Raw genomic sequence first — 23,555 nt, 5'->3', positions numbered from 1 at the left:
CTAACAACTGTTGCTGTATATATGGAGAAGGGCATTGTTTTGTTTGTTCAATAAAGGATATATTTTAAAATCGGTTTGGATTGGTAAGATTTTTTCCTTCTTGTAAGGTAGAGAAAGAAATCAATTTAAACCTTAAATCAGATACAGAGAGCTTTGAAAACAAGTCGTTTTTTTTGAAATGTCAGAGGTAAAACAATATGCGTGAAATTTTGAATCATTTTGATAGGCCCTTGAATAAAAATAGTTTAAATAAAGATAGTTCTGTCCAAAAGACTCAAAATCTTTCATGCCAACCTCATCCTAAACGGTTTTATAGAGAAGTGAAAATTGCTTGTGAGGAGGGAGGCTTTACGATCTTGTTAGATGAACATCCGGTTAAGACACCAGCAAAGCGTCATTTTCTTGTACCAACGCAAGTGTTTGCTGAATTCATTGCTCAGGAATTTGAGAGCCAAAAGAACGTTATTGATCCAGCAACAATGCCGATGACGCGTCTGGTTAATACTGTTATTGATGGTATCGCTGATGATATGCAAGTTGTTTTTGAGGATTTATTGCGTTTTGTTGCTTGTGATATGATCTTTTATCGTGCACAAACTCCTAGAGGGTTGGTGCAAAAGCAATCTGAGCAATGGGATCCTTTATTGGATTGGGCAGAAGAAAAACTTGGTGCACGATTTTATTTGACAGAAGGGCTGATGCATGTGGAACAATCACCAGAAGCACTTCAAGCTGTGAGTCATTATTTGCGTCGCGTTGAGTCCCCTTATATGCTTGCTGCACTCCATGTGATGACAACTTTAACGGGATCTGCTCTTATTGCTCTTGCGGTTGCTGCAGGAAAAATTAATGCGGATCATGCTTGGTCTATTGCCCATTTAGATGAAGATTGGATGATGGAACAATGGGGAACAGATAAGGAAGCAATGGTGTGTCGCGCTCATAAAAAAGTTGAATTTAATGCTGCTGCTACAATTGTTAGAACTTGTTTATAAGGTTAAATCTTTTATTGATGTTCATTTTTTCCGATTACAGTATTTTTGTAATTTTTAGAGGGTTGATTTTAATTTTTTCAAGTCCAGGAAATGCTTCAGTTGTTATGTTTAAAAGTGCTTCTTCATTCCCATGAATAAAATACCATTGGGGATGGTCAAATAGGGCGATAATTTCGGTTTGAATAGAGCATTTCTGTCCAGAATTTGTTATCGTTACAAACTCTACCGGTATAACAAAGTAAAGAACACCATTATCAAGTTCGCCTTCACGCCTTTTCTCTTGATTGATGTGTATGCTTTCAATTTTATAACGTTCTGTCAACCTTTCTATTTGGCTTTTCATGATTTGCCGAAATTGTGATTGGCTAAGATTTTTTTTGTCTGTTAAGCTGTTGATAATTTGGGGAGGGATAGCATTTAAAATAGCGTTCGCATCGGCGTTTTGAAGTGCTTCACTGTAAGCTAATATCTCTTTTTCAAAGAGATGAAATATTGAGTTTTCCATGGGACTTGCTTGCGTTATCGGTGCGATAGTGATCATGTATAAAAAAATGGGAACGAGTAAAAAAATTCGCAGCATTAAAAACCTTATTAATTAATTTGAAAAAACCCAAAATGATTATAAAGGAAAAGCAGATGAGAAAAAAGCTTCTTATGCTTTGGTGTGAGACGGATATCCACAAAAATGGAGGCTTTTGCCCCCATTTTAAAAATCAAAAGAATGTGTATTGATTGTTTAAACAGAATAGTACATATCAAATTCAACAGGATGCGGCGTTGTTTCGTAACGCAAGACTTCTTGCATCTTTACTTGAATAAAGGAATTAATCTGATCATCATCAAAAACGTCGCCAGCTTTAAGAAAGCCACGATCTTTGTCGAGTGCTTCAAGTGCTTCACGCAGACTTCCCGAAACGGTAGGGATTTCTTTAAGTTCTTTTAAGGGAAGATCATAAAGGTCTTTATCCATAGCATGTCCAGGGTGAATTTTGTTTTTGATGCCATCAAGACCAGCCATTAAGAGGGCTGCAAATGCTAAATAGGGATTTGCTGTTGGGTCTGGAAAACGAACTTCTACGCGTTTTGAATTTGGCGAAGAACTCATTGGAATACGGCAAGAAGCAGAACGATTACGTGCCGAATAGGCAAGAAGGACAGGAGCTTCATAACCAGGAACCAAGCGCTTGTAGGAGTTTGTAGAGGGATTGGTGAAGGCATTAATTGCTTTTGCATGCTTAATAACACCACCAATAAAAAATAAACAGGTTTCTGAGAGTCCGGCATATTCATTTCCCGCAAAAATGGGTTTTCCATCTTTCCAAATGGACATATGAACATGCATTCCTGAGCCATTGTCACCAAAAATAGGCTTTGGCATAAAAGTTGCTGTTTTCCCATAACTGTTTGCTATTTGATGCACAACATATTTAAAAATTTGCATCTTATCAGCTTCGCGAACAAGCGTATCAAAACGAATCCCCAATTCATGTTGACCGGCTGCTACTTCATGATGGTGTTTTTCAACCTGCACACCCATATCTTTGAGTGCTGTGAGCATTTCAGAACGCATATCTTGGCAGGAATCAATCGGTGGGACAGGAAGATAGCCTCCCTTCATTCGTGGGCGATGTCCTAGATTGCCTGTTTCATATTCTGTATCATCATTGGAAGGAAGTTCACTTGAATCGAGTTTAAATCCTGTATTGTAAGGGTCTGTTTTATAGCGCACATCATCAAAGATAAAAAACTCTGCTTCTGGACCTATATTGATTGTATCTCCAATACCTAAAGATTTCATATAAACCTCAGCCCTTTTGGCAATAGAACGAGGATCTCTACGATAAAACTCACCAGAAACAGGGTCAAGGATATCACAAAATATGACCAAAGTAGACTGAGCAAAAAAAGGATCAATATGCGCTGTTTTGGGATCAGGCATTAAAACCATGTCAGATTCATTAATTGTTTTCCAACCAGCAATTGAAGAACCATCAAACATAACACCATCACTAAAGGTATCTTCGCTGATTTCTTCGATATCCATTGTAATGTGATGCAATTTTCCTCGTGGATCAGTGAAACGTAAATCAACAAAACGGATTTCGTTGTCTGCAATCTGTTTGATAATATCTGATGCGGTTCTCATATTCAATTTCCTTAATATGGCGTTGAGGGTGATAAAGGTGAATTTTTCGTTGTTTATTAAAGAGCATCGATCCCAGTTTCGTCAGTCCCTATACGAATGGCATCATCAATGGAAAAGACAAATATCTTTCCATCTCCCATATGTTTTGTTTGAGCTGCTTTGCGTATTGCATCAATAGTTTGCTTCAGTTTTTCATCGGATACAACAATTTCAATCTTTACTTTAGGGAGAAAGTCAACAACATATTTTGTACCACGATAAAGTTCTGTATGTTCTTTTTGACGACCAAAACCTTTTGCTTCTGTGACTGTAATACCATGTAGTCCAATTTTTTGAAGCGCTTCTTTTACTTCATCAAGTTTGAAAGGTTTTATAATGACTTCAATTTTTTTCATGCTGAAATTATCTCCAACGTTATTTTGTCTTTTTAGACTGCATCACATTATATTGACAACTCTAAGATGTCCAACAGATACTTTGTGCACAAAAACTCGAAAACAATGATATTTTGTGTCCTTGAAGGAGAGTTTTTTGTAGAATAAAGCGCAATGCTGTTGTTTTGGAAAAAATCTTATAATTCCTTTGTACAGATCAAGATGATATAATAAGAGTGTTGTGTTTCTTTTTTTGTTAAATAATACTTTGACTTATAAGGATAATTAAATGTTTCTCATATTGAATAAGAAACATTTAATTGCGTGAGATTTTCTCATTTTTATCGTTAATCAATCAAAACAATATCTTTATATATCCTAATCGTACGAGTGTGTGCATAAAAACGGTTAAGAGAGAAATAAAATATGCCTATAATCGATGGCATATCAAATATAAAGGCTGTTGGGTAGAAAGGGGAGTAGCAAATATTTGCAAATATCATGATAGCGGCAATTTGCTCCCATCATAAGTATAAAGATGTTGGTGTACAATAATCGATGTATTAAGATACCATTTACAGGGGATGTCGTGAAGTAGGCTTAGGAGAAATTGAGAAATATTTCTTTAAAATAAGCGTCTGAAATTGCTAAAGCAAATATCCCGTTTAAGATTTTCTGTCTTTTCGCAAGGAATAAATCCTGTTAAGGAGCGCGATAAATAAAAACATGAAGCAATGAGTAATCTTTTATTATAAGATCTTGTAGTAGATGCTTTTGAGAATCGCCAAGATCAAGATAAATTAAAAGATAATAGTAAAGATGAAAACTTTTTTATACCTTTAAACCTTCATGTTCTTCCCAAATTGGACTGTCTGGTCGTTTCAGATATAAACAAACAAGAGAAAAGATACGCCATTATAAGCCTGTTCCTATTAGGTAATACGAAAATTGAAACAGCTTATAAAGCGCTGAAAAACGTTTCAGTCTTTGTTTTAAACATGCTGCTGTACTGGCAGGAGATATTAATGTACAGGCAACAATAAAAATACAGGCTTTGTTCGTATGCTGTATTTTTAAGGGTAAGCCTTTTTAAGAGTTGGAATTGTAGAAAGATTGGCGCTGTAAAACATCTTTTAGAAATTTTCCTGTATAGGAAGCGGGAACCTTAATAATGTCTTCAGGACGTCCAATTGCAACGATTTCACCTCCACGATCTCCACCTTCTGGGCCTAAATCAATAATCCAGTCGGCTGTCTTGATAACGTCAAGATTATGTTCAATAACGATGACAGTATTGCCTTGCTCGACCAGTTCATGAAGAACTTCAAGAAGTTTAGAAATATCATGAAAATGTAAACCTGTTGTCGGTTCATCCAAAATATAAAGCGTACGTCCCGTTGTTTTGCGTGAAAGCTCTTTTGCAAGTTTGACACGTTGTGCTTCCCCACCAGAAAGCGTGGTTGCTTGCTGTCCTACTTTTATGTAACCCAATCCTACTTTCATGAGGGTTTCCATTTTGTGATGAATAGCGGGAACAGCGTTGAAAAATTCTTCAGCCTTTTCGATTGTCATATCCAAAATATCGGCGATAGATTGTCCTTTGAATTTTATTTCTAGTGTTTCTCGATTATAGCGCTTTCCTTTACAGACATCACAAGTCACATAGACATCCGGTAAAAAGTGCATTTCAATTTTGATGACTCCATCACCTTGGCAGGCTTCGCAGCGTCCTCCTTTAACATTAAATGAAAAACGCCCCGCTTTATAACCACGGGCTTTTGATTCTGGAAGTTCGGCAAACCAATCACGAATGGGTGTAAAAGCACCTGTATAGGTTGCGGGATTAGAGCGTGGGGTGCGCCCAATGGGAGACTGATTGATATCAATGACTTTATCAAGAAATTCTAAGCCTTCAATTTTATCATAGCTGGCAGGACTGTGATGACTACCCATGATCTGATGGGATGCTGCTTTAAAAAGCGTTTCAATAAGAAATGTTGATTTTCCTCCTCCAGAAACACCGGTGATGCATGTGAAGGTTTCAAGAGGGATATTTGCACTGATATTTTTAAGATTATTACCTTTGGCGCCGATGACTTTAAGGATTTTTGATTTTGATATTTTGCGTCGCTCTCTCGGCAGTCTAATAGCTATTTTTCCTGAAAGATATTGACCTGTGAGAGAGGATGGATTCTCTATAATTTCTTTCGGTGTCCCTTGCGCTATGATTTTACCACCATGGACCCCTGCCGCAGGGCCCATATCAACAACATGGTCTGCTGTACGAATGGCATCTTCATCATGTTCAACGACAATGACTGTATTGCCAAGATCGCGTAAATGGCGCAGCATTTCCAAAAGGCGTTCATTATCACGTTGGTGTAAACCGATAGATGGTTCGTCTAAAATATAAAGAACTCCTGTAAGACCAGAACCAATCTGAGAGGCTAATCGAATGCGTTGACTTTCTCCCCCTGAAAGCGTCCCTGAATTGCGAGATAAGGTAAGATATTCCAATCCTACATGATTTAAAAAAGCTAAACGTTCGCGAATTTCTTTTAAAATACGTACTGCGATGTTACGTTGTTTTTCCGTGAGATATTGATGAATATTGGCAAACCAATCATCTGCTTTGAGAATGGAAAGATCTGATATTTGCCCAATATGCATCCCATGGATTTTCACAGCAAGTGCCTCTGGTTTTAAACGATAACCGTGACAGGCTTCGCAAGGGGAAGAAGACATATAACGCTCAATTTCTTCACGGGACCAAGCAGAATCGGTTTCCTTCCAGCGTCTCTCCATATTGGGGATGACTCCTTCAAAAGGTTGAGTCATTTTATGTGAACCAGAATTATTTTTGTAGATAAAAGAAATTTCATTTCTTTTTGTACCGTAGAGAATAGCTTGTTGTGCTTCATGAGAGAGTTCACACCACTGATCTGTGATTTTGAAATCGTAAGTTTTTCCTAATGCTTCTAAGGTTTGGCTATAATAAAGTGAATCTGATTTAGCCCAAGGAGCAATGGCTCCGCCTTTTAAGGTAAGATTTTTATTGGGTACAACTTTCAGTGGGTCCATTCTCTTTTTGATGCCAAGTCCATCGCAGAGAGGACAGGCTCCAAAAGGGTTATTGAACGAAAAAAGACGTGGTTCAATTTCAGGGATAGAAAAACCTGATACAGGGCAGGAAAACTTTTCTGAAAAAAGAAGCCGTTTGTGTGTGTCGTTTTTTGACTTATGAGCAGATTCTTTTTTTGTTTCTTTTTGTGCCAAGGGTTGGTCAGCCATTTCAGCAATGGCGAGTCCATTTGCGAGTTGTAAACAAGTTTCTATACTATCAGCCAAACGAGAGGTGATATCTTTATTGATAACAATGCGGTCTACCACAACATCAATGTCATGTTTATATTTTTTATCAAGAGGTGGAATATCAGGGATTTCATAGAATTTTCCATCGACTTTAGCGCGTTGAAATCCTTTTCTTAAAAGTTCTGTGAGCTCTTTTTTATATTCTCCCTTTCGACCGCGCACTAAGGGAGCCATAATAAAAATTCGCGTTCCTTCTGGTAAGTCCATAATTTGATCAACCATTTGGCTTACCGTTTGGCTTTCAATGGGCCGTCCTGTCGCAGGGGAATGAGGGATACCAATACGAGCAAAGAGGAGACGCATATAGTCGTGGATTTCAGTCACGGTACCGACTGTTGAGCGCGGGTTGCGGCTGGTGGTTTTTTGTTCAATGGAGATGGCTGGAGAAAGGCCATCTATGCGATCAACGTCGGGTTTTTGCATGACTTCGAGAAATTGGCGTGCATAAGCCGAAAGGCTTTCGACATAGCGGCGCTGTCCTTCAGCGTAAATTGTATCAAAAGCTAAAGACGATTTTCCTGATCCGGAAAGTCCTGTTATAACAATGAGTTTATCGCGAGGCAGATCGAGATCAATATTTTTAAGGTTATGCTCACGTGCACCGCGAATGGAGATATATTTTTGATGAGTCATATTTTATCCTTAGCATATGTGACAAAAATTCAGCCTCTAAAATGGAATAAAACTGTTTTTTTTAGAATTATAACATGTTTAGCTGCTTTAACGCACAAAGAAGCTATAAATTTTATGAAAAGAAAATACAAATGAGAAGCTTTTTATTCTCTGGTGATGGAATAAACTATGCGTCGTTATCATATTTTGTTATAATTACACGGATCCAATATTGGGAAAGGATAACAATATCCATATTGAAGGTCAATTACAGGTGTGCAAATTGAAGGTCAAGATGGTTATAACTGTTCTATAAAGACTATTTACGAATTAAAATTTTGGAGTTTATGCGATGGCTGGTAGCCTTAATAAAGTTATTTTGATTGGTAATCTCGGGTCAGATCCTGAAATCCGCCGTTTGAATTCTGGAGATCAAGTGGCTAATTTGCGTATTGCTACTTCGGAAAGTTGGCGTGATCGGAATACAAATGAGCGAAAAGAACGCACCGAGTGGCATAATATTGTTATTTTTAATGAGAACCTTGTCAAAATTGCAGAGCAATATTTAAAAAAAGGCAGCAAAATTTATCTTGAGGGACAGTTACAGACACGGAAATGGCAAGATCAAAATGGAAATGATCGTTATACAACGGAGATTGTTTTGCAAAAATACCGTGGTGAATTACAAATGCTCGATGGCCGTGGGGGAGCTAGTGGGGAGCAAGGAGCAAGTCAAGGGGGCAGTTACAGTGGTGGCTTTGCGGATAGTAGCTCAAATCAGAGAAATACTTTTGGCCAAAATAATAGCCAAATGGGAGAAAGTTTTTCTCACAAATTAGATGATGACGTTCCTTTTTAAGAGCCTTTAAATTTAAAGTATTAAGATTTCTTTCTGATTTGTTTGTTTTAAATTTTTGAAGTTTAGCGAAGTGGAAACGGTTTATTATTATTGGTAATTTTTAATATAAATTAATAACATCTTGAAAAATATTGTTAAACTTCTCCTTTGTTATGGGAGAGAAATTAGCATTCTGGTGTATTTTTAGATATAAACAAAGTGAAGTGATTCTTTTTTGAAAGTTTTAAAATTGTGACCGATCTTACTCCACAGCTAGAACGTGATGTGCTGACCGGTATTGAACCAATCAGCATTATTGATGAAATGCAACGCTCTTATCTCGATTATGCGATGAGCGTCATTGTTTCGCGTGCACTCCCTGATGTCCGTGATGGTCTTAAACCTGTTCATCGACGTATCCTTCATGCTATGAATGAGATGGGGCTTGTTTTTAATAAACCCTATCGTAAATCTGCTGGTGTTGTTGGGGAGGTTATGGGAAAATTCCATCCCCATGGTGATGCTTCGATTTATGATGCTTTGGTGCGTATGGCGCAGGATTTCTCTTTGAGAAATCCATTGATTGATGGTCAGGGGAATTTTGGTTCCGTGGATGGTGATCCACCAGCGGCAATGCGCTATACGGAGTGTCGTTTAGAAAAAGTTTCAGAAGCGCTTTTAGCTGACATTGATAAAGATACTGTTGATTTCCAAGATAATTATGATGGGCGTGAACGTGAACCGGTTGTTTTACCAGCGCGTTTCCCTAATCTTTTGGTTAATGGATCAGGGGGGATTGCTGTGGGAATGGCAACCAATATCCCACCCCATAATCTTGGTGAAGTTGTTGATGGTTGTATCGCTCTGATTGATAATCCCAGTATCACACTCGATCAAATCATTGAAATTATTCCTGGGCCAGATTTTCCTACAGGGGGGATTATCTTGGGCCATGCTGGGGTCCGTTCAGCTTATGAGACAGGGCGTGGCTCAATTATTATGCGTGCTAAAGTTGAGATTGAAGAAATTCGCAGTGGTCGGCAGGCAATCATTGTGAGTGAGATTCCTTATCAGGTTAATAAGGCAACGATGATTGAGAAAATGGCGGAATTGGTACGTGATAAACGCATTGAGGGAATCTCTGATTTGCGTGACGAATCTGATCGTGATGGCTATCGTGTCGTTATTGAGTTGAAGAAAGATGTTGTTGCGGAAGTTGTTTTAAACCAATTATATCGTTATACGCCGCTGCAAACTTCTTTTGGTTGTAATATGGTTGCGTTGAACGGGGGAAAACCCGAACAAATGACGTTGCTTGATATGCTTCGTGCATTTGTTAATTTTCGGGAAGAGGTTGTTAGTCGGCGAACAAAATATCTTTTGCGTAAAGCCCGTGAGCGGGCCCATGTTTTGGTTGGTCTTGCCCTTGCGGTTGCCAATATTGATGAAATCATAGCGCTTATTCGCAAAGCTCCTGATCCACAGACAGCACGTACACAATTAATGGAGCGACGCTGGCCGGCAATGGATGTTGCGCCTTTGATTAAACTTATTGATGATCCCCGTCATATTATTCATGAGGATGGTACTTATAATCTCTCTGAAGAACAGGCGCGTGCTATTTTAGAATTGCGTTTGCAACGGTTGACAGCCCTTGGACGTGATGAAATCGCTGATGAGTTGAATAAAATTGGCGTGGATATTGCTGATTATCTTGATATCTTGGCATCACGTGTACGCATTATGGGTATTGTTAAAGACGAGTTGAGTGCTCTGCGTGAGGAATTTGCAACGCCGCGACGGACCGTATTTGGTTTTGGTCGCGCTGAGATGGACAGTGAAGATCTGATTGCACCAGAGGATATGGTGGTAACGGTGAGCCATAGTGGCTATATTAAGCGTGTTCCTCTTAATACCTATCGTGCACAGCGTCGTGGCGGTAAGGGACGTTCTGGTATGTCGACGAAAGATGAGGATTTTGTCACGCGTTTGTTTGTCGCTAATACGCATACTCCGGTTCTTTTCTTTTCATCACGGGGGATTGTTTATAAGGAAAAAGTTTGGCGACTACCTCTGGGGACACCGCAATCGCGCGGACGGGCTTTGATCAATATGCTTCCCTTACAACAAGGTGAACGCATTACAACGATTATGCCTTTGCCAGAAGATGAAGAAAGTTGGAGTGCATTGGATGTCATGTTTGCGACAACACGTGGAACTGTGCGTCGTAATAAGTTATCAGATTTCGTTCAGGTTAATCGTAATGGTAAAATTGCCATGAAACTTGATGAAGAAGATGAAATTCTTTCTGTTGAGACCTGTATGGAACATGATGATGTTGTTCTCACAACAGCGAATGGACAATGTATCCGTTTTCCAGTGGTAGATGTTCGTGTTTTTGTAGGGCGTAATTCTGTAGGTGTTCGTGGTATCAATTTGGCTCAAGGCGATAAAGTCATTTCGATGACAATCTTAGAACACGTTGAGGCAACGTCCATTGAGCGTTCTGCTTACATTAAACGTGTGATGAATGAACGGCGTGCTGATGGTGTTGATACAGAGGATATTGTAACTCTGGATGAAGAAGATATAGGAATGGAGACAGAGTTAACGGATGAGCGTTATGCAGAACTCCATGAACGTGAACAAATGCTTTTAACCGTGAGTGAATTTGGTTATGGCAAACGCTCTTCTTCCTATGAATTCCGGATTTCGGGACGTGGTGGGAAAGGGATTCGTGCAACAGATCCATCTAAAACAGCTGAAATTGGTAAATTAGTAGCGGCTTTCCCCGTGAAAGCACAAGATCAAATTATGTTGGTATCAGATGGGGGACAGCTTATTCGCGTCCCTGTTGAGGGAATTCGTACGGCTGGGCGTTCAACGAAGGGGGTGACAATTTTTAATACAGCTGAAGGTGAAAGAGTCGTATCGGTTGAGCGTATTTCTGAACCTGAAGATGATACGCGTTCATTAGAGGATGAAGGTGAGAAGCATTCTGATACAGTTGATATGAGCGAAGAAAAGTAATTTTGAAGAGGATGGAGTACAATCATGAAAATTGCTTTTTATGCAGGTTCCTTTGATCCTCTTACAAACGGTCATATTGATGTTTTAAAAGGGTGTTTTGTGTTAGCTGATAGGGTGATCGTTGCTATAGGTATACAGGCGGGCAAGAAAACACTCTTTAGCTTTGAAGAGCGCGTTGGTTTGATTTTGCAGGTAGGGAAAGATTTGTTTGGTGCAGATTCTAATCGGTTGCAGGTTCTTTCATTTGATAACCTTCTCATTGAGAAGGCGCGTGAAGTTGGTGCTTCATTTCTCATTCGTGGATTGCGTGATGGCACTGATCTTGATTATGAAATGCAAATGGCAGGGATGAATGCTATTATGGCCCCTGAATTGCAAACTGTTTTTTTGCCGGCAAGTGTTTCTGGACGTGCGATAACATCTACATTGGTTCGTCAAATTGCCTCTATGGGAGGGGATGTGACGCCATTTGTGCCGACCAATATTGCACAAGCTTTACGTTCGAAATTCCAGTCTTTATAGGGGTGAATAATGGTGTCTCGTAGATTCTTTGCTGTTTTGATATGTTTTTTTTGTTTTTTTTCATTGCGCGCTGTTGCTAATAATTTTAGCTCAGCAAGTGATGCAAGCCTGCTTGTTTTATCTCTCAAAGACGGTGATGTTATTATTCGTTTGCGTCCTGATTTGGCGCCAAAACACGTTGCGCAAATCAAAAAACTAACAGAGGAGGGCGCTTACAATAATGTTGTGTTTCATCGCGTTATTCCTGGCTTTATGGCACAAACTGGTGATGTAAAGTTTGGAAAAAAAGGCAGTAGAGATTTTGATCTGAAACGCGTTGGTATGGGGGGGTCAAATTATCCCAATATACCGGCTGAGTTTTCAAAGCAACCGTTTCAGCGCGGTACAGTTGGAATGGCACGGTCACAAGATCCAGATTCCGCGAATTCTCAATTCTTCATTTGTTTTGATGATGCTCCTTTTTTGAATGGTCAGTATACGATTGTTGGAGAGGTCATAAAGGGGATGGATATTGTTGATAAAATTAAAAAAGGAACTGCAAGTAATAATGGGGCTGTAACAAATCCTGATGTTATTCATGCTGCTGCTTTACAAATTGAAAGATAAATCAAAGGAGTTTTCATATGGCTGAGAATAAAAATCCAGAGAATATCTTAATTCTTGAAACGACGAAGGGTAGAGTTGTTATTGAACTTTTTGCTGATTTAGCGCCTGGTCATGTTGCACGTATTAAGGAACTTGTTCGTGAAGGTGCTTATGATAATGTTATTTTCCATCGTGTTATTGATGGTTTTATGGCGCAGACTGGTGATGTGCAATTTGGAAAGAAGGATGGTGAAAAATTTAATTTATCACGTGCGGGGATGGGTGGTTCAGAAAAACCAAATTTAACAGCAGAGTTTTCAAATCTTTCTCATAAGCGTGGTACAGTTTCTATGGCACGGAGTCAGAATCCAAATTCCGCTAATTCGCAGTTTTTTATTTGTTTTGCAGATGCTCCGTGGCTTGATCGTCAATATTCCATATGGGGGAAGGTCGTTGAAGGTATGGAAAATGTTGATAAAATTAAACGTGGTGAACCTGTTATCGATCCTGATGCAATTACCAAAGCTATTATTGCTGCGGATGTAAAATAGTATAAATATTACACGTGTTTCAATTGTAAATTGGCTAAAAGAAAATATTCTTTTCTGATCAATAAAGGTGTACGAAATTCTTTTGTAGTATCATGCTTCCCTTTCATATTCTTGAGTTAAGAATTCTCTATTATTCTCTTCAATCTTATTTTCAGGAATATGGCGCTGGGGATTTGTGCAAAAAGCTATCAGGATAGAAAAATGCGAAGACAGTTGTGTTAGGGGTGAAAAGTGTTTTATAAAAATGCCGGCACTTCCCTTCAATCCATTGCTGGGCTCTTAATAGTTTTGTTCTTTTCCTTAAAAGGAACATGCTTTTATTTCTGTTTTTATATCAATATCTAATTCTAATGCTGCAGCATGTTCAAAATATATATTGAGACGGGTAAAAGCCTGGCTGCTTCATATCCATATGCAAGGTGAAAGAGCGAGCATATTGTGTATATTTTTATTGCTGTAATCTCTAAAATAGAAAGGTTACTTAATTGGGGGAGAATATAAAGTTGTAAAGGTGAACACAAAAAGTTATTTTATCATCTCCTTTTTAATTCCGATTTATTTTTTTCAAAACCATTTAAAGAAATATCTTTTAGATGACAAAGATTATGCATGGCTTTACACTCTTGTTTTACTCGTTTTTTATGGAGGAATACTTTAAATGAAATATGCTTGTGTCACATATTTACGCGCTTGTTTAAAAAAACATCTCTTAGCACATCTAAGTCCATTTAGTGAATAATCTAACGATAAAGCCGCTATGAGTTATATAAAACTTATTGAGTAGAAGCATCTTTACGTTTAATGGCTTAATAAAAGAACAAGCTGGAACCATCACACATTTTGCCATTTTCTGAGGTTGCGGGAGCTCTTGGCGCTTGAGAGCATTCACAAGAAGCATTTTTTAGCCTTTTTTTGTACAGCTTCACTCCGCATGACCTAGTCGTTTATAACGTGTAAGTAAGTGATTTTGGGTGATTCAATATGGTATAAGTTTAGAATGGGAGAAGCTGACGCTATAAGAGTCTTTCATTCAATATGAAAAAAGTAAATTATTTTTATAAATCAATCTATTATCCAATAGATAAAAACTTATCTTTCAAAGTGAGAAATATTGAAAGCGAATGTGATTAAAATTTTCCTCTATTCGTACAAAAACATTGCTTATGAAAATGCGTAAAGAGGAGATTATTGAGATAATAATTTCACAGTTCTATTTTAAGGCTTTGGTGCGTTAAGCATCGATATTTTAAGGTATAATATTTTTGTTATTTTCTGAAGTTAGATTATTTCTTTATTATGGTTTTTTCTAACAACAAATGTTCTTTTATCTCGTTTATCTTTTTACTGGTTCGAGTGAATCGAAAATTAATTCATAAAATTTATGACAATGCTTGTAAGAGAGATATCTTTTTTCTTTCTATAGAAGTATGCATTGATGGAATCAAATCGAGAAGATAAGAGTGATGATAAAGACATTTCATTATAGAAAAATTGCTCAAGATGGATGGGCGCGTCGAGGCGAAATTATTACTGGGCGTGGGTGTGTTCGTACACCTGCTTTTATGCCTGTTGGGACGGCAGGAACCATTAAGGCTATGTATATGGATCAAATACGTGATCTTGGGGCGGATATTATTTTGGGGAATACTTATCATTTAATGTTACGCCCAGGCGCTGAACGTGTTGCTCGTTTGGGAGGATTACATGAATTTTCACGCTGGAATGGACCTATTTTAACCGATTCTGGTGGTTTTCAGGTTATGTCATTGGCGAGCATCCGTAAAATTAACGAACAAGGTGTGATTTTTCGTTCTTACATTAATGGAGCCTACTATGAAATGAGTCCAGAGCGTTCTATCGAAATTCAAGGACTTCTTGATGCCGATATCCAGATGCAGTTGGATCAATGTATTGCATTACCAGCCACTGAAAAAGAGATGGAAGAAGCTATGGAGCTTTCATTACGGTGGGCACAACGTTGTAAAACAGCTTTTGGAGAACAGCCAGATAAAGCATTGTTTGGGATTGTTCAAGGGGGGGATAATATGAAACTACGTGAACGTTCTGCTCAAGCATTAAAAGAAATGGATTTAAAAGGTTACGCGATTGGAGGGCTTGCTGTTGGTGAGCCGCAGAGTGTTATGACAGCAGTGTTGGATACGACTTGTCCGATTTTGCCAGAGGATAAACCGCGCTATCTTATGGGAGTTGGGACACCTGATGATATTTTACAAAGTGTTGCGCGTGGTATTGATATGTTTGATTGTGTTATGCCAACGCGTGCAGGACGTCATGGTTTAGCTTTTACGCGCTTTGGTAGAATTAATTTACGCAATGCGCGTTATGCAGAAGATCCCCATCCTCTTGATCCACAGTCACTTTGTCCAGCAGCAAATGATTATAGTTGTGCTTATTTACATCATTTGATCAAATCTGGTGAATCTCTGGGAGGGATGTTGTTGACCTGGAATAATCTTTTTTATTACCAACAATTGATGCAAGGAATTCGTGATGCCATTGAAGAGGGCTGTTATGCTGATTTTTGCGCTGAAACGCGTGCTCTATGGGCACAAGGACGCTAAAAAACTATTCATCTAATAGCGTTTTATTTTTTATTGAATTTATTTTTTTACTTACAAATTTTACTAAAAATATAAAATTGCACTATCTTGAAGTCTGAAGGTGCTATTTTATGGAGCATATATTCTTTTTGCAATTATCATATAAAACAGAAACTGTTACTCCGGTACGCGCTACCTGATCCGGAGAAAAACAGTTTATTTCTGTTTCTGATGACTGTTTAAAACAACAATGTTAATGAGGCGTTAGCGAACTCTTAAAGAAGTATGAAAATTGTATTTTTATGAGTTCTTTTGTGTTTTTTATTGGTTAAGGTAAAGAATGTGTTACATGCATAAGAAGAGATAAAAACTTAGAAAATTAAAGTAATAATAAATTAATATTATAATCTTTAAAATTTATAAAATTACATTTTATGTTTTTATTATTTTTATATAATTATTATTTATAATATAATTATACTCTTATAAAATATTCATAAATATCTTTAATCAAATTATCATATTTATTATCTTTTCTATTTATAGAATATTATATAAATATCAGAATATATTATGTAAATATTTCAAATTTACAGATAGTGTGTTAGATAAAAAACGATCTTATACTATTTCATCTATGAGATGAGATACGGGGAATATCTCTAGAATAGGTTTCTTTAATCAATTGAGGAATCTAGATCATTATCATGAGAAATTTTTAAAAGCTTCTTCATTCAAAAATCTTTCTTAAAATTTCATAAAATGCTTGCATATCAAAATGTTTCTAAAACTTTATTGGGGACGATTTTCTATGCGTATAACAATGTTTTGAATTTTTATTTTTCCGTATTACAGATATCTACAGCAAAAATTCTTATCCAGAAGTGATGATATGAAGGATTCTCGTAAACAAAACATTCTTGTATTGGAGACTGATTCGAAAATACGACGTTTAGCAATTTTAGCCCTTGCAGTGGGAAGCTTTGCTATCGGTACGGCAGAGTTTGTTGCAATGGGACTTCTACCAGAGATGGCACGAAGTTCATCTGTTGATATTCCTACTGCCGGTCAATATATTTCTGCTTATGCATTAGGGGTTGTGATTGGAGCCCCTCTTTTAGCTCTAGCGACAGCTCAATTTTCACGCAAAACTGTTTTGATAGGATTAATGTTTTTTTATGCCTTAGCAAATAGTGCGAGTGCTTTTTTTTCTGATTTTAGCATATTAGTTACATTACGCTTTCTCAGTGGGCTTCCTCATGGAATTTATTTCGGACTTGCGGCTATGGTTGCCTCTTCAATGGTGGAAATGAAGGAACGTTCTAAAGCTGTTGGGTCTGTTATGCTTGGCTTAACCATTGCAACCGTTTTAGGAGCACCAAGTGCAACTTGGATTGGTCAACTTATTGGTTGGCAGATTGCTTTCATTCTTGTGGGTATGATTGCTTTATTGTGTTGTTTGCTTATTTGGAATTTTTTGCCTTGCGATTCAAGGACCTCAAGAACGAGCCCTTTAAGCGAAATGCGTGCATTAAAGCAAAAGCAGGTGTGGCTTCTTTTGACAATGGTTTCGGTGGGAGCATCAGGATTATTTTCTGTTTTCACTTATATTAAGTCAACGTTAATGCATATTTCTGGTATTTCGCTTGAGTGGGTACCCTTTATCATGCCCTTAGTTGGATTGGGGATGGTGGGTGGAAATCTCTTGGGTCCTAAATTGGCTGTTAAAATAGGCATTTCGCCGATGATATTTTTTTCTATGCTTTGGAGCATATTTGTTTTTTTTCTTTTTTTCTTTTTATCCTATACTCCGTTAACAGCTGCAATAGGATGTTTTTTTGTTGGGACTTCTTTTGCGGCTATGCCTTCTATACAAACAAAAATTATGGATGTTGCAATACAGGGACAGGTTTTGGCAGGAGCATTAATGCAGTCTGCTTTTAATATTGCTAACGCTCTTGGTGCAGAAGCTGGAGCCTTGGTTTTAAAATTAGGCTATAGTTATGAATATACAGCTGTTTTAGGGAGTCTTCTAACGTTTTGCGGATTAATGGTTTTTTGCGTCTCATGGTTTCTGGAGAAGCATTCTTAATATTTTTCTTTTTTGAGTGGAGAGAGAATTTTTATATTTATTTTTAGTTATTATTGGAATCTCCTGTTGGATTTTTTAATATGCAGTAAGAAATGCGCAACGCTAATGGAATAGCAAAACAAGATAAAAGCCCCATGAGCACGATAAGAAGCGTTTTTGCTGCTAAGATCATTCCTATTGTTCCTCCAGGATTAAAGAGGCCCGCAAGATTGGTGATGACTCCCGCTAGAGTTGCACTTAAGGCCGCTGAAAATAGTTGCACAGAGGTAAGGGATTCACTTGCACGCAGAGCATCTTCATCATTTGCACATTGTAAGATCCTTGTGAGTAAATGTGGCCACGCTATACCCGCACTGATCCCAATAGAAAATAGCGCTAAGCAAATAATAAAAATATATTCAAGTGTGGAAATTTTTGTTGGAATAAGCCATAAAAGAATGGTGATGCCTAACAGTTTTAATAAGGGGGAATATACAATGATGTTGCGAATTTTTCTTGCGGAGATACCAGCACTTGAGAGGGCACCACATGTCCACCCAAGGCTCATGAGTGCTGCTATATAACCAGCAATAAGTGGAGCTTGCCCATGAAGCTCTTGAAGAAAAAGTGGAAAATAAAGTTCTATACTATATACGACTGTTGTCATAACAAGTATCAATGCGTAAACAGGAAAAATTTCAGAAGAAAAAGAAAAAGTTTTACGGGGTAACATAGGATGAAGGGAAGATGATTCGATTTTTGCGAGAACAAAGAGAAGACTAATCCCGATAACAAGCCCGCAGATTTTTGCCATTGTTGATTCCATAGTTCCTCCAACAGAAATGATAAAAATCAATAAGGTGAGTGTGAGAAGCTGGAGAAGAGGGAGAGGGGATGTTGGAATATCGTTTTCATTCTTTTTTGGCAAAAATTTAAAGGCGATGAGTGAGAAGAATATACCGAATACGCCAATAACCCAAAAGGACGCTCGCCATAGGCCATAATATACAGAAAGTCCCCCGATTGCTGGTCCTAACAAGGTTGATATTCCCCACATTCCAGAAATAACACTTAAGGCGTGTGACCATAAAGATGGACTGAAAACAATACGGACCATGGAATAAGATAGGGATAACAAAGAACCACTACCAAATCCTTGAATAAAGCGCCCTATTAAAAATAATGGCATAGATGAGGAAATGCTACACAAGAAAGTCCCTAGGGTAAAGATAAGCCCAGAGATAACATAAGCATTGCGAGGGCCTAATTTTCCTAATACTTTTGTTGCAAGTGAAGTTCCTACCAGTGAAGCTGTAATGAAGACAGTCGCCACCCAAGAATAATATATTTCATTGCCAATATGATCCATAAGAGAGGGTAAAATAGTAATAACAATATAAACGTTAGTGGCGTGCAGCACAACTCCGCCTGTAAACGTTAAAAAGCAAAGACCATTTTTACCCACTAAAAGCGTAGACCAGCTTTGTTTTTTCACTATTTTTGCTATTTAATAAAAGTTTATTCTCTTTTTACTTATAAGGTAGTTCTTTAAATTTTCCAAGAAAAATTCAAAGCTCTAAATAGAGCTTTGAATTTTAATTAAATTATTGCTTAATTGCCCATTGCTTTTTTAAGATTTTCATCAATTTTATCAAGAAAGCCTGTTGTAGAAAGCCATTTTTGCTTAGGTCCAATCAAAAGCGCGAGATCTTTCGTCATAAAACCTTCTTCAACGGTTTTAATACAAACTTCTTCCAATGTCGTGGCAAAGTTTTTTAATTTCTCGTTATTATCCAGTTTAGCACGGTGCGCTAGTCCCCGAGTCCATGCAAAAATAGATGCAATAGAATTTGTTGAAGTTTCTTCATTCTTTTGATGTTGACGATAATGGCGTGTTACGGTGCCGTGTGCGGCCTCTGCTTCAACAATTTTACCATCTGGTGTCATGAGAACGGAAGTCATAAGACCAAGAGAACCAAAGCCTTGGGCAACAATATCAGATTGAACATCACCATCATAGTTTTTGCATGCCCATACGTATCCACCGGACCATTTTAATGCTGAAGCTACCATATCATCAATGAGACGGTGTTCGTAATATAATTGACGATTTTCAAATTCATCTTTAAATTCCGTATCAAATATTTCTTGAAAGATATCTTTAAAACGACCATCGTAATTTTTTAGAATGGTATTTTTTGTTGAAAGATAAACCGGAACATTCCGTTGTAGTCCATAATTAAAAGATGCGCGGGCAAAATCACGAATTGATTCATCAAGGTTATACATCGCCATGGCAACCCCTGCACTTGGGGCATCAAAAATCTCATGCTCAATAACTTGATTATCATCCCCGACAAATTTAATGCTTAATTTTCCTTTACTTGGAAATTTAAAATCTGTTGCTTTATACTGATCACCAAAAGCGTGACGTCCGATAATAATTGGTTTTGTCCAATTAGGAACAAGGCGAGGGACGTTTTTACAGATAATGGGTTCGCGAAAAATGACCCCACCTAAAATATTGCGGATGGTGCCATTGGGTGATTTCCACATTTTTTTTAGGTTAAATTCTTTAACACGTGCTTCATCAGGTGTGATGGTTGCGCATTTTATACCAACCCCATATTGCTTGATAGCATTGGCAGAATCAATCGTTACCTGATCATTGGTTGCATCACGGTTTTCGACAGAAAGATCATAATATTTGAGATCAATGTCGAGATAGGGATGGATTAATTTATCTTTGATATATTTCCAGATGATACGAGTCATTTCATCCCCATCGAGTTCAACAACGGGGTTTTCTACTTTGATCTTTGCCATTAGAAGTCCTTTTTCTTTTAAGTGAGATTACTTTATAGCATCTTCAGGTTTATAATGAAAAGTAAAAACAAGGGAAAAAGGGCATGTAAATATGGGTGTTAGAATATATGATCAATAGAGTGTAAACTTTTATTGAAGAGTTTAATTCTTTGAAAAGAAGTCATGTATTTGCAAACTTATCACCATCGTATAACGGATAAAAAGTCTGTTTAATCAATAAAGTAAGTTGCCCGTATTTTTAAATTATGTTTTCTTGAATTGTTCCTTTGCTTGCTAAACATCTATTTTTATATCGCCATTTGATTCTAAAGTTACAGCCCGTTTGTTTATAGAAATGTTTATAGAAAAATGTAATGTGATATCAAAGTCCCTGTAATTCAGCTAAAATGGGTTTTTGGTGGTCAATTTCAGTTTTGAAAGTTAAAAGGAATGCATAAAGGATTTGGTTGGTTTTTATTTAAAAATTAACAGCATACACATGAATGTAGCTTATAAAAAAATTACTTTACCACGAGGTAAAGCTCTCTCTTTAACTTATATTTTATTGATTTATAGCTACCGAGGTCTACATGAGAGCGTTTTTCCTGAAAAGAAACAAAAAATGAATCACATGATGACCCCTGCACCTTTTTTATGAAAAAACTTCTTTTAAAAACTATCCGTTCACTTTCATTTATGATTGTCCACGTTTAAAAAGATAAATAAAATCAAATTCTTATATATGAAAAAGGAAGTAATGGTACGCCCAAGGGGCAAGCAGAACATAAATAAAATCAATATTTTACTGTAATAGTAAGGGAATAGTTGAGTCTTGATTCTATTATGTTTTTTTGCTTCTATCCCTAACTTTTTTGGAGCTTTTTTATAGCTTCAAGAGCTAGCCTTTTACGATCTGCGCTCTTGGTATAAAGAGATGCCATTTGGTCTTCTGTCCAGCCAAAAATTGCTTTGAGTTGTGAGACAGTTGCACCAGAGTTAGCTGCGCGTGTTGCCGCTAATTTTCTCAAACCGTGTGCTGATTTTTTAATTCCAGCCGCATTACAAGCGTCTCGAAATGTATTTCCAAAGCTTTCTTTTGTGAACTTTTGATTAATTTTACTACAGATGAATGTTTTATCACCAATAGGACCAGCTTCAGGTGTTTTGGCTAGTTCTGGTAAAATAGGCAGAAAAACATCTGTTTGGAATTTGCTTTTCTCTGTTTTGAGATGAATGATATTATCTTTAACGTCTTTCCAGCCAATGCGAACCGCATCACCACGACGTAAGCCCGTATATAAGAGGACATCAATCCATACGCGTTCATGCGTACCATGATGCCATTTGTGATAATATTTCTCAACATCTTCTTCTGTCCAAGCAGGAAAGCCATCTTTGTTTTTTAGAGGAGGTCTCTTAACACCTACAGTTGGATTATTTTCCAAAAGACCTTGTTCAATCGCCCAATTAAAAAGTCCATTAAGTGCTTTCAAAAAATTCCTAGCTGTTGCTGGTGTATCTTTACGCCGTTCCACACCGGCTATGATATGTTTCTTTTCAATTGCTTGGTATGGAATGTTTCCTATTGTATCGCATACCTTCATAAGGATGAGTTCTTTTTGTAGCTTTAGCGAGGCTATGCCAATTGACACTATTAAAATATTGTTTAAGCAACCATGCGAATGAACCTTCAGTAAGTCTGCCGGTTTTGGATTTAGGAAGTATAAGCCCTTGTAATTCGGCAAGTGCTCTTTTGTAGTTATCAACAAACTCTTGTGTTCCATAGGTTCCATGCACTCTACGACGTGGTCCATGACCAATGCGTACATACCATATAATTCTACCATGACGTGTAATTTCTTTAACAAGATGAGGTGGGCGTGGTTTAGGCATGGTATTTTACATCTTAGAGAGCTTTTCTTCGTAATATTCATTCTTTGACAAATCTAAGATTTTGTCTGGGTGTGTTGTTGAGTTTGGTATTGGGATATTGGATTTAAGATAGATAAGAAGTTCACCGGTGGGCTTTATTTCTATGAGTTCACACCCTTGTTTTTTTGCTTCTCTTAAAGCACGCGCAATGGCTGGTTGAGTTATGGTAGCAGGACGAGGCGCCATTCTTTTCTCCTTACATTTAAGATGCAATTCACTCGTGTCGTGAATCACGAATTGATTAAAAATTGTTAGGAAAGGGTGGAGATAGAGGTGTTATAGAACACCTTCATTTTTTAAAGTTGTAAGTTATTTATTAGATGTGTTTAATTTCATATTTCCAATTTGTTAGTTGTGTAAGAGCCTTCGTAATTTCTCCCCGATGACACATGCACACATCAGATTCAAAGCAAGTAATTGCAACATATTTTTTATCTAAAAAAAGCTGGTATAATTTTTCTATTGCATGAAGATTATCCCTAAGAGTTGTATTTTGGTAATTTTTAAAAAGATGTTCATAATCTTCTCGTGTTTTCAGATTGCGTCTTTTTTCAGAGGCGATTCCAAGTTCAGGCAAGTGTATATATTCAATGCCAATGTTGCTTACAGCTTTCTCTAATTGTCTTTTTGAAAAACCATGTTTTCTACTTATTGGATTTTTACGAACATCACACAAAACTTTGATATTATTTTCTATAAGACAATTCAGATAATGGTCTAATGATTTTCCTTCATAACCAATGGTAAAAAAACAAGGCTTCTCATCTTTGGTATTACACATGTTTAATTTCCTTATATGGGTGGGGGGCTAGAAAATATGCTGGAACCTAGAACAAAGCCCCCCAAAAGTTCAGGCGGCTTTAGTTGAGATTCTTTGTATCTCTCGTTCTATTTCTGCTAAAAAGCTTTCAACCGCTTGATTAATCTCTTCAATTTTCTTTTCATCACGGTGGATGCGTTTGATTTTCATACGAAAGAGAGATGAATCGCCCGTAAAACGTGGGTCATAACTGATAAAATCACACCATTTGCGCTCTGTACAAGCCGTTTGGAATTGCATTTGTGCAAGATATTCAGGTTTGATTTCGTTATCGATAATGAAACGCATATGATTAGTTGATCTAGGGCATTTGATTTCGATTAGACCATCTTCATCAATCA

The 23,555-nt window shown here is 37.4% G+C and carries 17 protein-coding genes and 1 pseudogene; 8 read left to right on the top strand and 10 right to left on the bottom strand.

The window, feature by feature from the left end:
* The first annotated feature begins 197 nt into the window (after positions 1-197).
* Positions 198-995, top strand: a complete 798-nt coding sequence (locus T429_RS0105845; RefSeq protein WP_005773329.1) for an ATP12 family chaperone protein — start codon at positions 198-200, stop codon at positions 993-995.
* A 34-nt stretch (positions 996-1,029) separates the two neighbouring features.
* Here the strand turns inward: T429_RS0105845 and T429_RS0105840 are convergent, their stop codons facing one another.
* The 4 genes from T429_RS0105840 to uvrA form a co-directional block, all read right to left on the bottom strand.
* Positions 1,030-1,575: a hypothetical protein gene (locus tag T429_RS0105840; RefSeq protein ID WP_005773330.1), complete on the bottom strand. Its 546-nt coding sequence runs from the start codon at positions 1,573-1,575 to the stop codon at positions 1,030-1,032.
* Positions 1,576-1,731: 156 nt separating this feature from the next.
* Positions 1,732-3,141 (bottom strand): type I glutamate--ammonia ligase, encoded by a 1,410-nt coding sequence (glnA, locus tag T429_RS0105830; RefSeq protein ID WP_005773332.1) that lies wholly within the window; start codon positions 3,139-3,141, stop codon positions 1,732-1,734.
* Between the two features lie 56 nt (positions 3,142-3,197).
* Entirely contained in the window at positions 3,198-3,536 is a 339-nt protein-coding gene (locus tag T429_RS0105825; protein ID WP_005775214.1) for a P-II family nitrogen regulator, read from the bottom strand.
* Positions 3,537-4,604: 1,068 nt separating this feature from the next.
* Entirely contained in the window at positions 4,605-7,520 is a 2,916-nt protein-coding gene (uvrA, locus tag T429_RS0105820; RefSeq protein WP_005773334.1) for an excinuclease ABC subunit UvrA, read from the bottom strand.
* 331 nt (positions 7,521-7,851) lie between these two features.
* Here uvrA and ssb point away from each other — a divergent pair, with 331 nt between their 5' ends.
* From ssb to T429_RS0105770, 7 genes are all read left to right on the top strand, one after another.
* The gene (gene ssb / locus T429_RS0105810) at positions 7,852-8,358 is read left to right on the top strand and encodes a single-stranded DNA-binding protein (RefSeq protein WP_005773335.1); all 507 of its coding nucleotides are present in this window, start codon (positions 7,852-7,854) and stop codon (positions 8,356-8,358) included.
* Between the two features lie 231 nt (positions 8,359-8,589).
* Positions 8,590-11,367 (top strand): DNA gyrase subunit A, encoded by a 2,778-nt coding sequence (gene gyrA, locus T429_RS0105805; RefSeq protein WP_005773336.1) that lies wholly within the window; start codon positions 8,590-8,592, stop codon positions 11,365-11,367.
* A 24-nt stretch (positions 11,368-11,391) separates the two neighbouring features.
* On the top strand, positions 11,392-11,889 hold the full coding sequence (gene coaD / locus T429_RS0105800; RefSeq protein ID WP_005773337.1) for a pantetheine-phosphate adenylyltransferase: 498 nt from the start codon (positions 11,392-11,394) through the stop codon (positions 11,887-11,889).
* 12 nt (positions 11,890-11,901) lie between these two features.
* On the top strand, positions 11,902-12,495 hold the full coding sequence (locus tag T429_RS0105795) for a peptidylprolyl isomerase (protein WP_026500901.1): 594 nt from the start codon (positions 11,902-11,904) through the stop codon (positions 12,493-12,495).
* Between the two features lie 17 nt (positions 12,496-12,512).
* Positions 12,513-13,025 (top strand): peptidylprolyl isomerase, encoded by a 513-nt coding sequence (locus T429_RS0105790; protein WP_005773339.1) that lies wholly within the window; start codon positions 12,513-12,515, stop codon positions 13,023-13,025.
* A 1,463-nt stretch (positions 13,026-14,488) separates the two neighbouring features.
* Positions 14,489-15,607 (top strand): tRNA guanosine(34) transglycosylase Tgt, encoded by a 1,119-nt coding sequence (gene tgt / locus T429_RS0105775; RefSeq protein WP_005773340.1) that lies wholly within the window; start codon positions 14,489-14,491, stop codon positions 15,605-15,607.
* Positions 15,608-16,478: 871 nt separating this feature from the next.
* The gene (locus tag T429_RS0105770) at positions 16,479-17,678 is read left to right on the top strand and encodes an MFS transporter (RefSeq protein ID WP_005773341.1); all 1,200 of its coding nucleotides are present in this window, start codon (positions 16,479-16,481) and stop codon (positions 17,676-17,678) included.
* Positions 17,679-17,721: 43 nt separating this feature from the next.
* On the opposite strand, the gene T429_RS0105765 is transcribed toward T429_RS0105770, so the two are convergent.
* The 6 genes and pseudogenes from T429_RS0105765 to T429_RS0105730 form a co-directional block, all read right to left on the bottom strand.
* On the bottom strand, positions 17,722-19,152 hold the full coding sequence (locus T429_RS0105765) for an MFS transporter (protein ID WP_005773342.1): 1,431 nt from the start codon (positions 19,150-19,152) through the stop codon (positions 17,722-17,724).
* A gap of 116 nt (positions 19,153-19,268) precedes the next feature.
* Entirely contained in the window at positions 19,269-20,483 is a 1,215-nt protein-coding gene (locus T429_RS0105760; RefSeq protein WP_005773343.1) for an NADP-dependent isocitrate dehydrogenase, read from the bottom strand.
* 842 nt (positions 20,484-21,325) lie between these two features.
* Positions 21,326-22,355, bottom strand: a pseudogene (locus tag T429_RS0105750) (tyrosine-type recombinase/integrase).
* A 6-nt stretch (positions 22,356-22,361) separates the two neighbouring features.
* Positions 22,362-22,580: a hypothetical protein gene (locus tag T429_RS0105740; RefSeq protein ID WP_005773347.1), complete on the bottom strand. Its 219-nt coding sequence runs from the start codon at positions 22,578-22,580 to the stop codon at positions 22,362-22,364.
* A 130-nt stretch (positions 22,581-22,710) separates the two neighbouring features.
* On the bottom strand, positions 22,711-23,175 hold the full coding sequence (locus T429_RS0105735; RefSeq protein WP_005773348.1) for a DUF488 domain-containing protein: 465 nt from the start codon (positions 23,173-23,175) through the stop codon (positions 22,711-22,713).
* A 69-nt stretch (positions 23,176-23,244) separates the two neighbouring features.
* Positions 23,245-23,555 (bottom strand): YqaJ viral recombinase family protein (locus T429_RS0105730; RefSeq protein WP_026500899.1); only part of this gene is annotated, 311 nt, incomplete at its 5' end.

Source organism: Bartonella elizabethae F9251 = ATCC 49927 (assembly GCF_000518165.1).
In the GTDB taxonomy this organism is placed as follows: Bacteria; Pseudomonadota; Alphaproteobacteria; order Rhizobiales; family Rhizobiaceae; genus Bartonella; species Bartonella elizabethae.
Note: the sequence above shows the minus strand (reverse complement) of the source record. Positions and strands in the feature narration are given on the sequence as shown.

Coding starts and splice junctions, on each gene's coding strand:
- T429_RS0105845 (WP_005773329.1), top strand. CDS start 198: ATGCGTGAAATTTTGAATCATTTTGATAGGCCCTTGAATAAAAATAGT.
- T429_RS0105840 (WP_005773330.1), bottom strand. CDS start 1,575: ATGCTGCGAATTTTTTTACTCGTTCCCATTTTTTTATACATGATCACT.
- glnA (WP_005773332.1), bottom strand. CDS start 3,141: ATGAGAACCGCATCAGATATTATCAAACAGATTGCAGACAACGAAATC.
- T429_RS0105825 (WP_005775214.1), bottom strand. CDS start 3,536: ATGAAAAAAATTGAAGTCATTATAAAACCTTTCAAACTTGATGAAGTA.
- uvrA (WP_005773334.1), bottom strand. CDS start 7,520: ATGACTCATCAAAAATATATCTCCATTCGCGGTGCACGTGAGCATAAC.
- ssb (WP_005773335.1), top strand. CDS start 7,852: ATGGCTGGTAGCCTTAATAAAGTTATTTTGATTGGTAATCTCGGGTCA.
- coaD (WP_005773337.1), top strand. CDS start 11,392: ATGAAAATTGCTTTTTATGCAGGTTCCTTTGATCCTCTTACAAACGGT.
- T429_RS0105790 (WP_005773339.1), top strand. CDS start 12,513: ATGGCTGAGAATAAAAATCCAGAGAATATCTTAATTCTTGAAACGACG.
- tgt (WP_005773340.1), top strand. CDS start 14,489: ATGATAAAGACATTTCATTATAGAAAAATTGCTCAAGATGGATGGGCG.
- T429_RS0105770 (WP_005773341.1), top strand. CDS start 16,479: ATGAAGGATTCTCGTAAACAAAACATTCTTGTATTGGAGACTGATTCG.
- T429_RS0105760 (WP_005773343.1), bottom strand. CDS start 20,483: ATGGCAAAGATCAAAGTAGAAAACCCCGTTGTTGAACTCGATGGGGAT.
- T429_RS0105740 (WP_005773347.1), bottom strand. CDS start 22,580: ATGGCGCCTCGTCCTGCTACCATAACTCAACCAGCCATTGCGCGTGCT.
- T429_RS0105735 (WP_005773348.1), bottom strand. CDS start 23,175: ATGTGTAATACCAAAGATGAGAAGCCTTGTTTTTTTACCATTGGTTAT.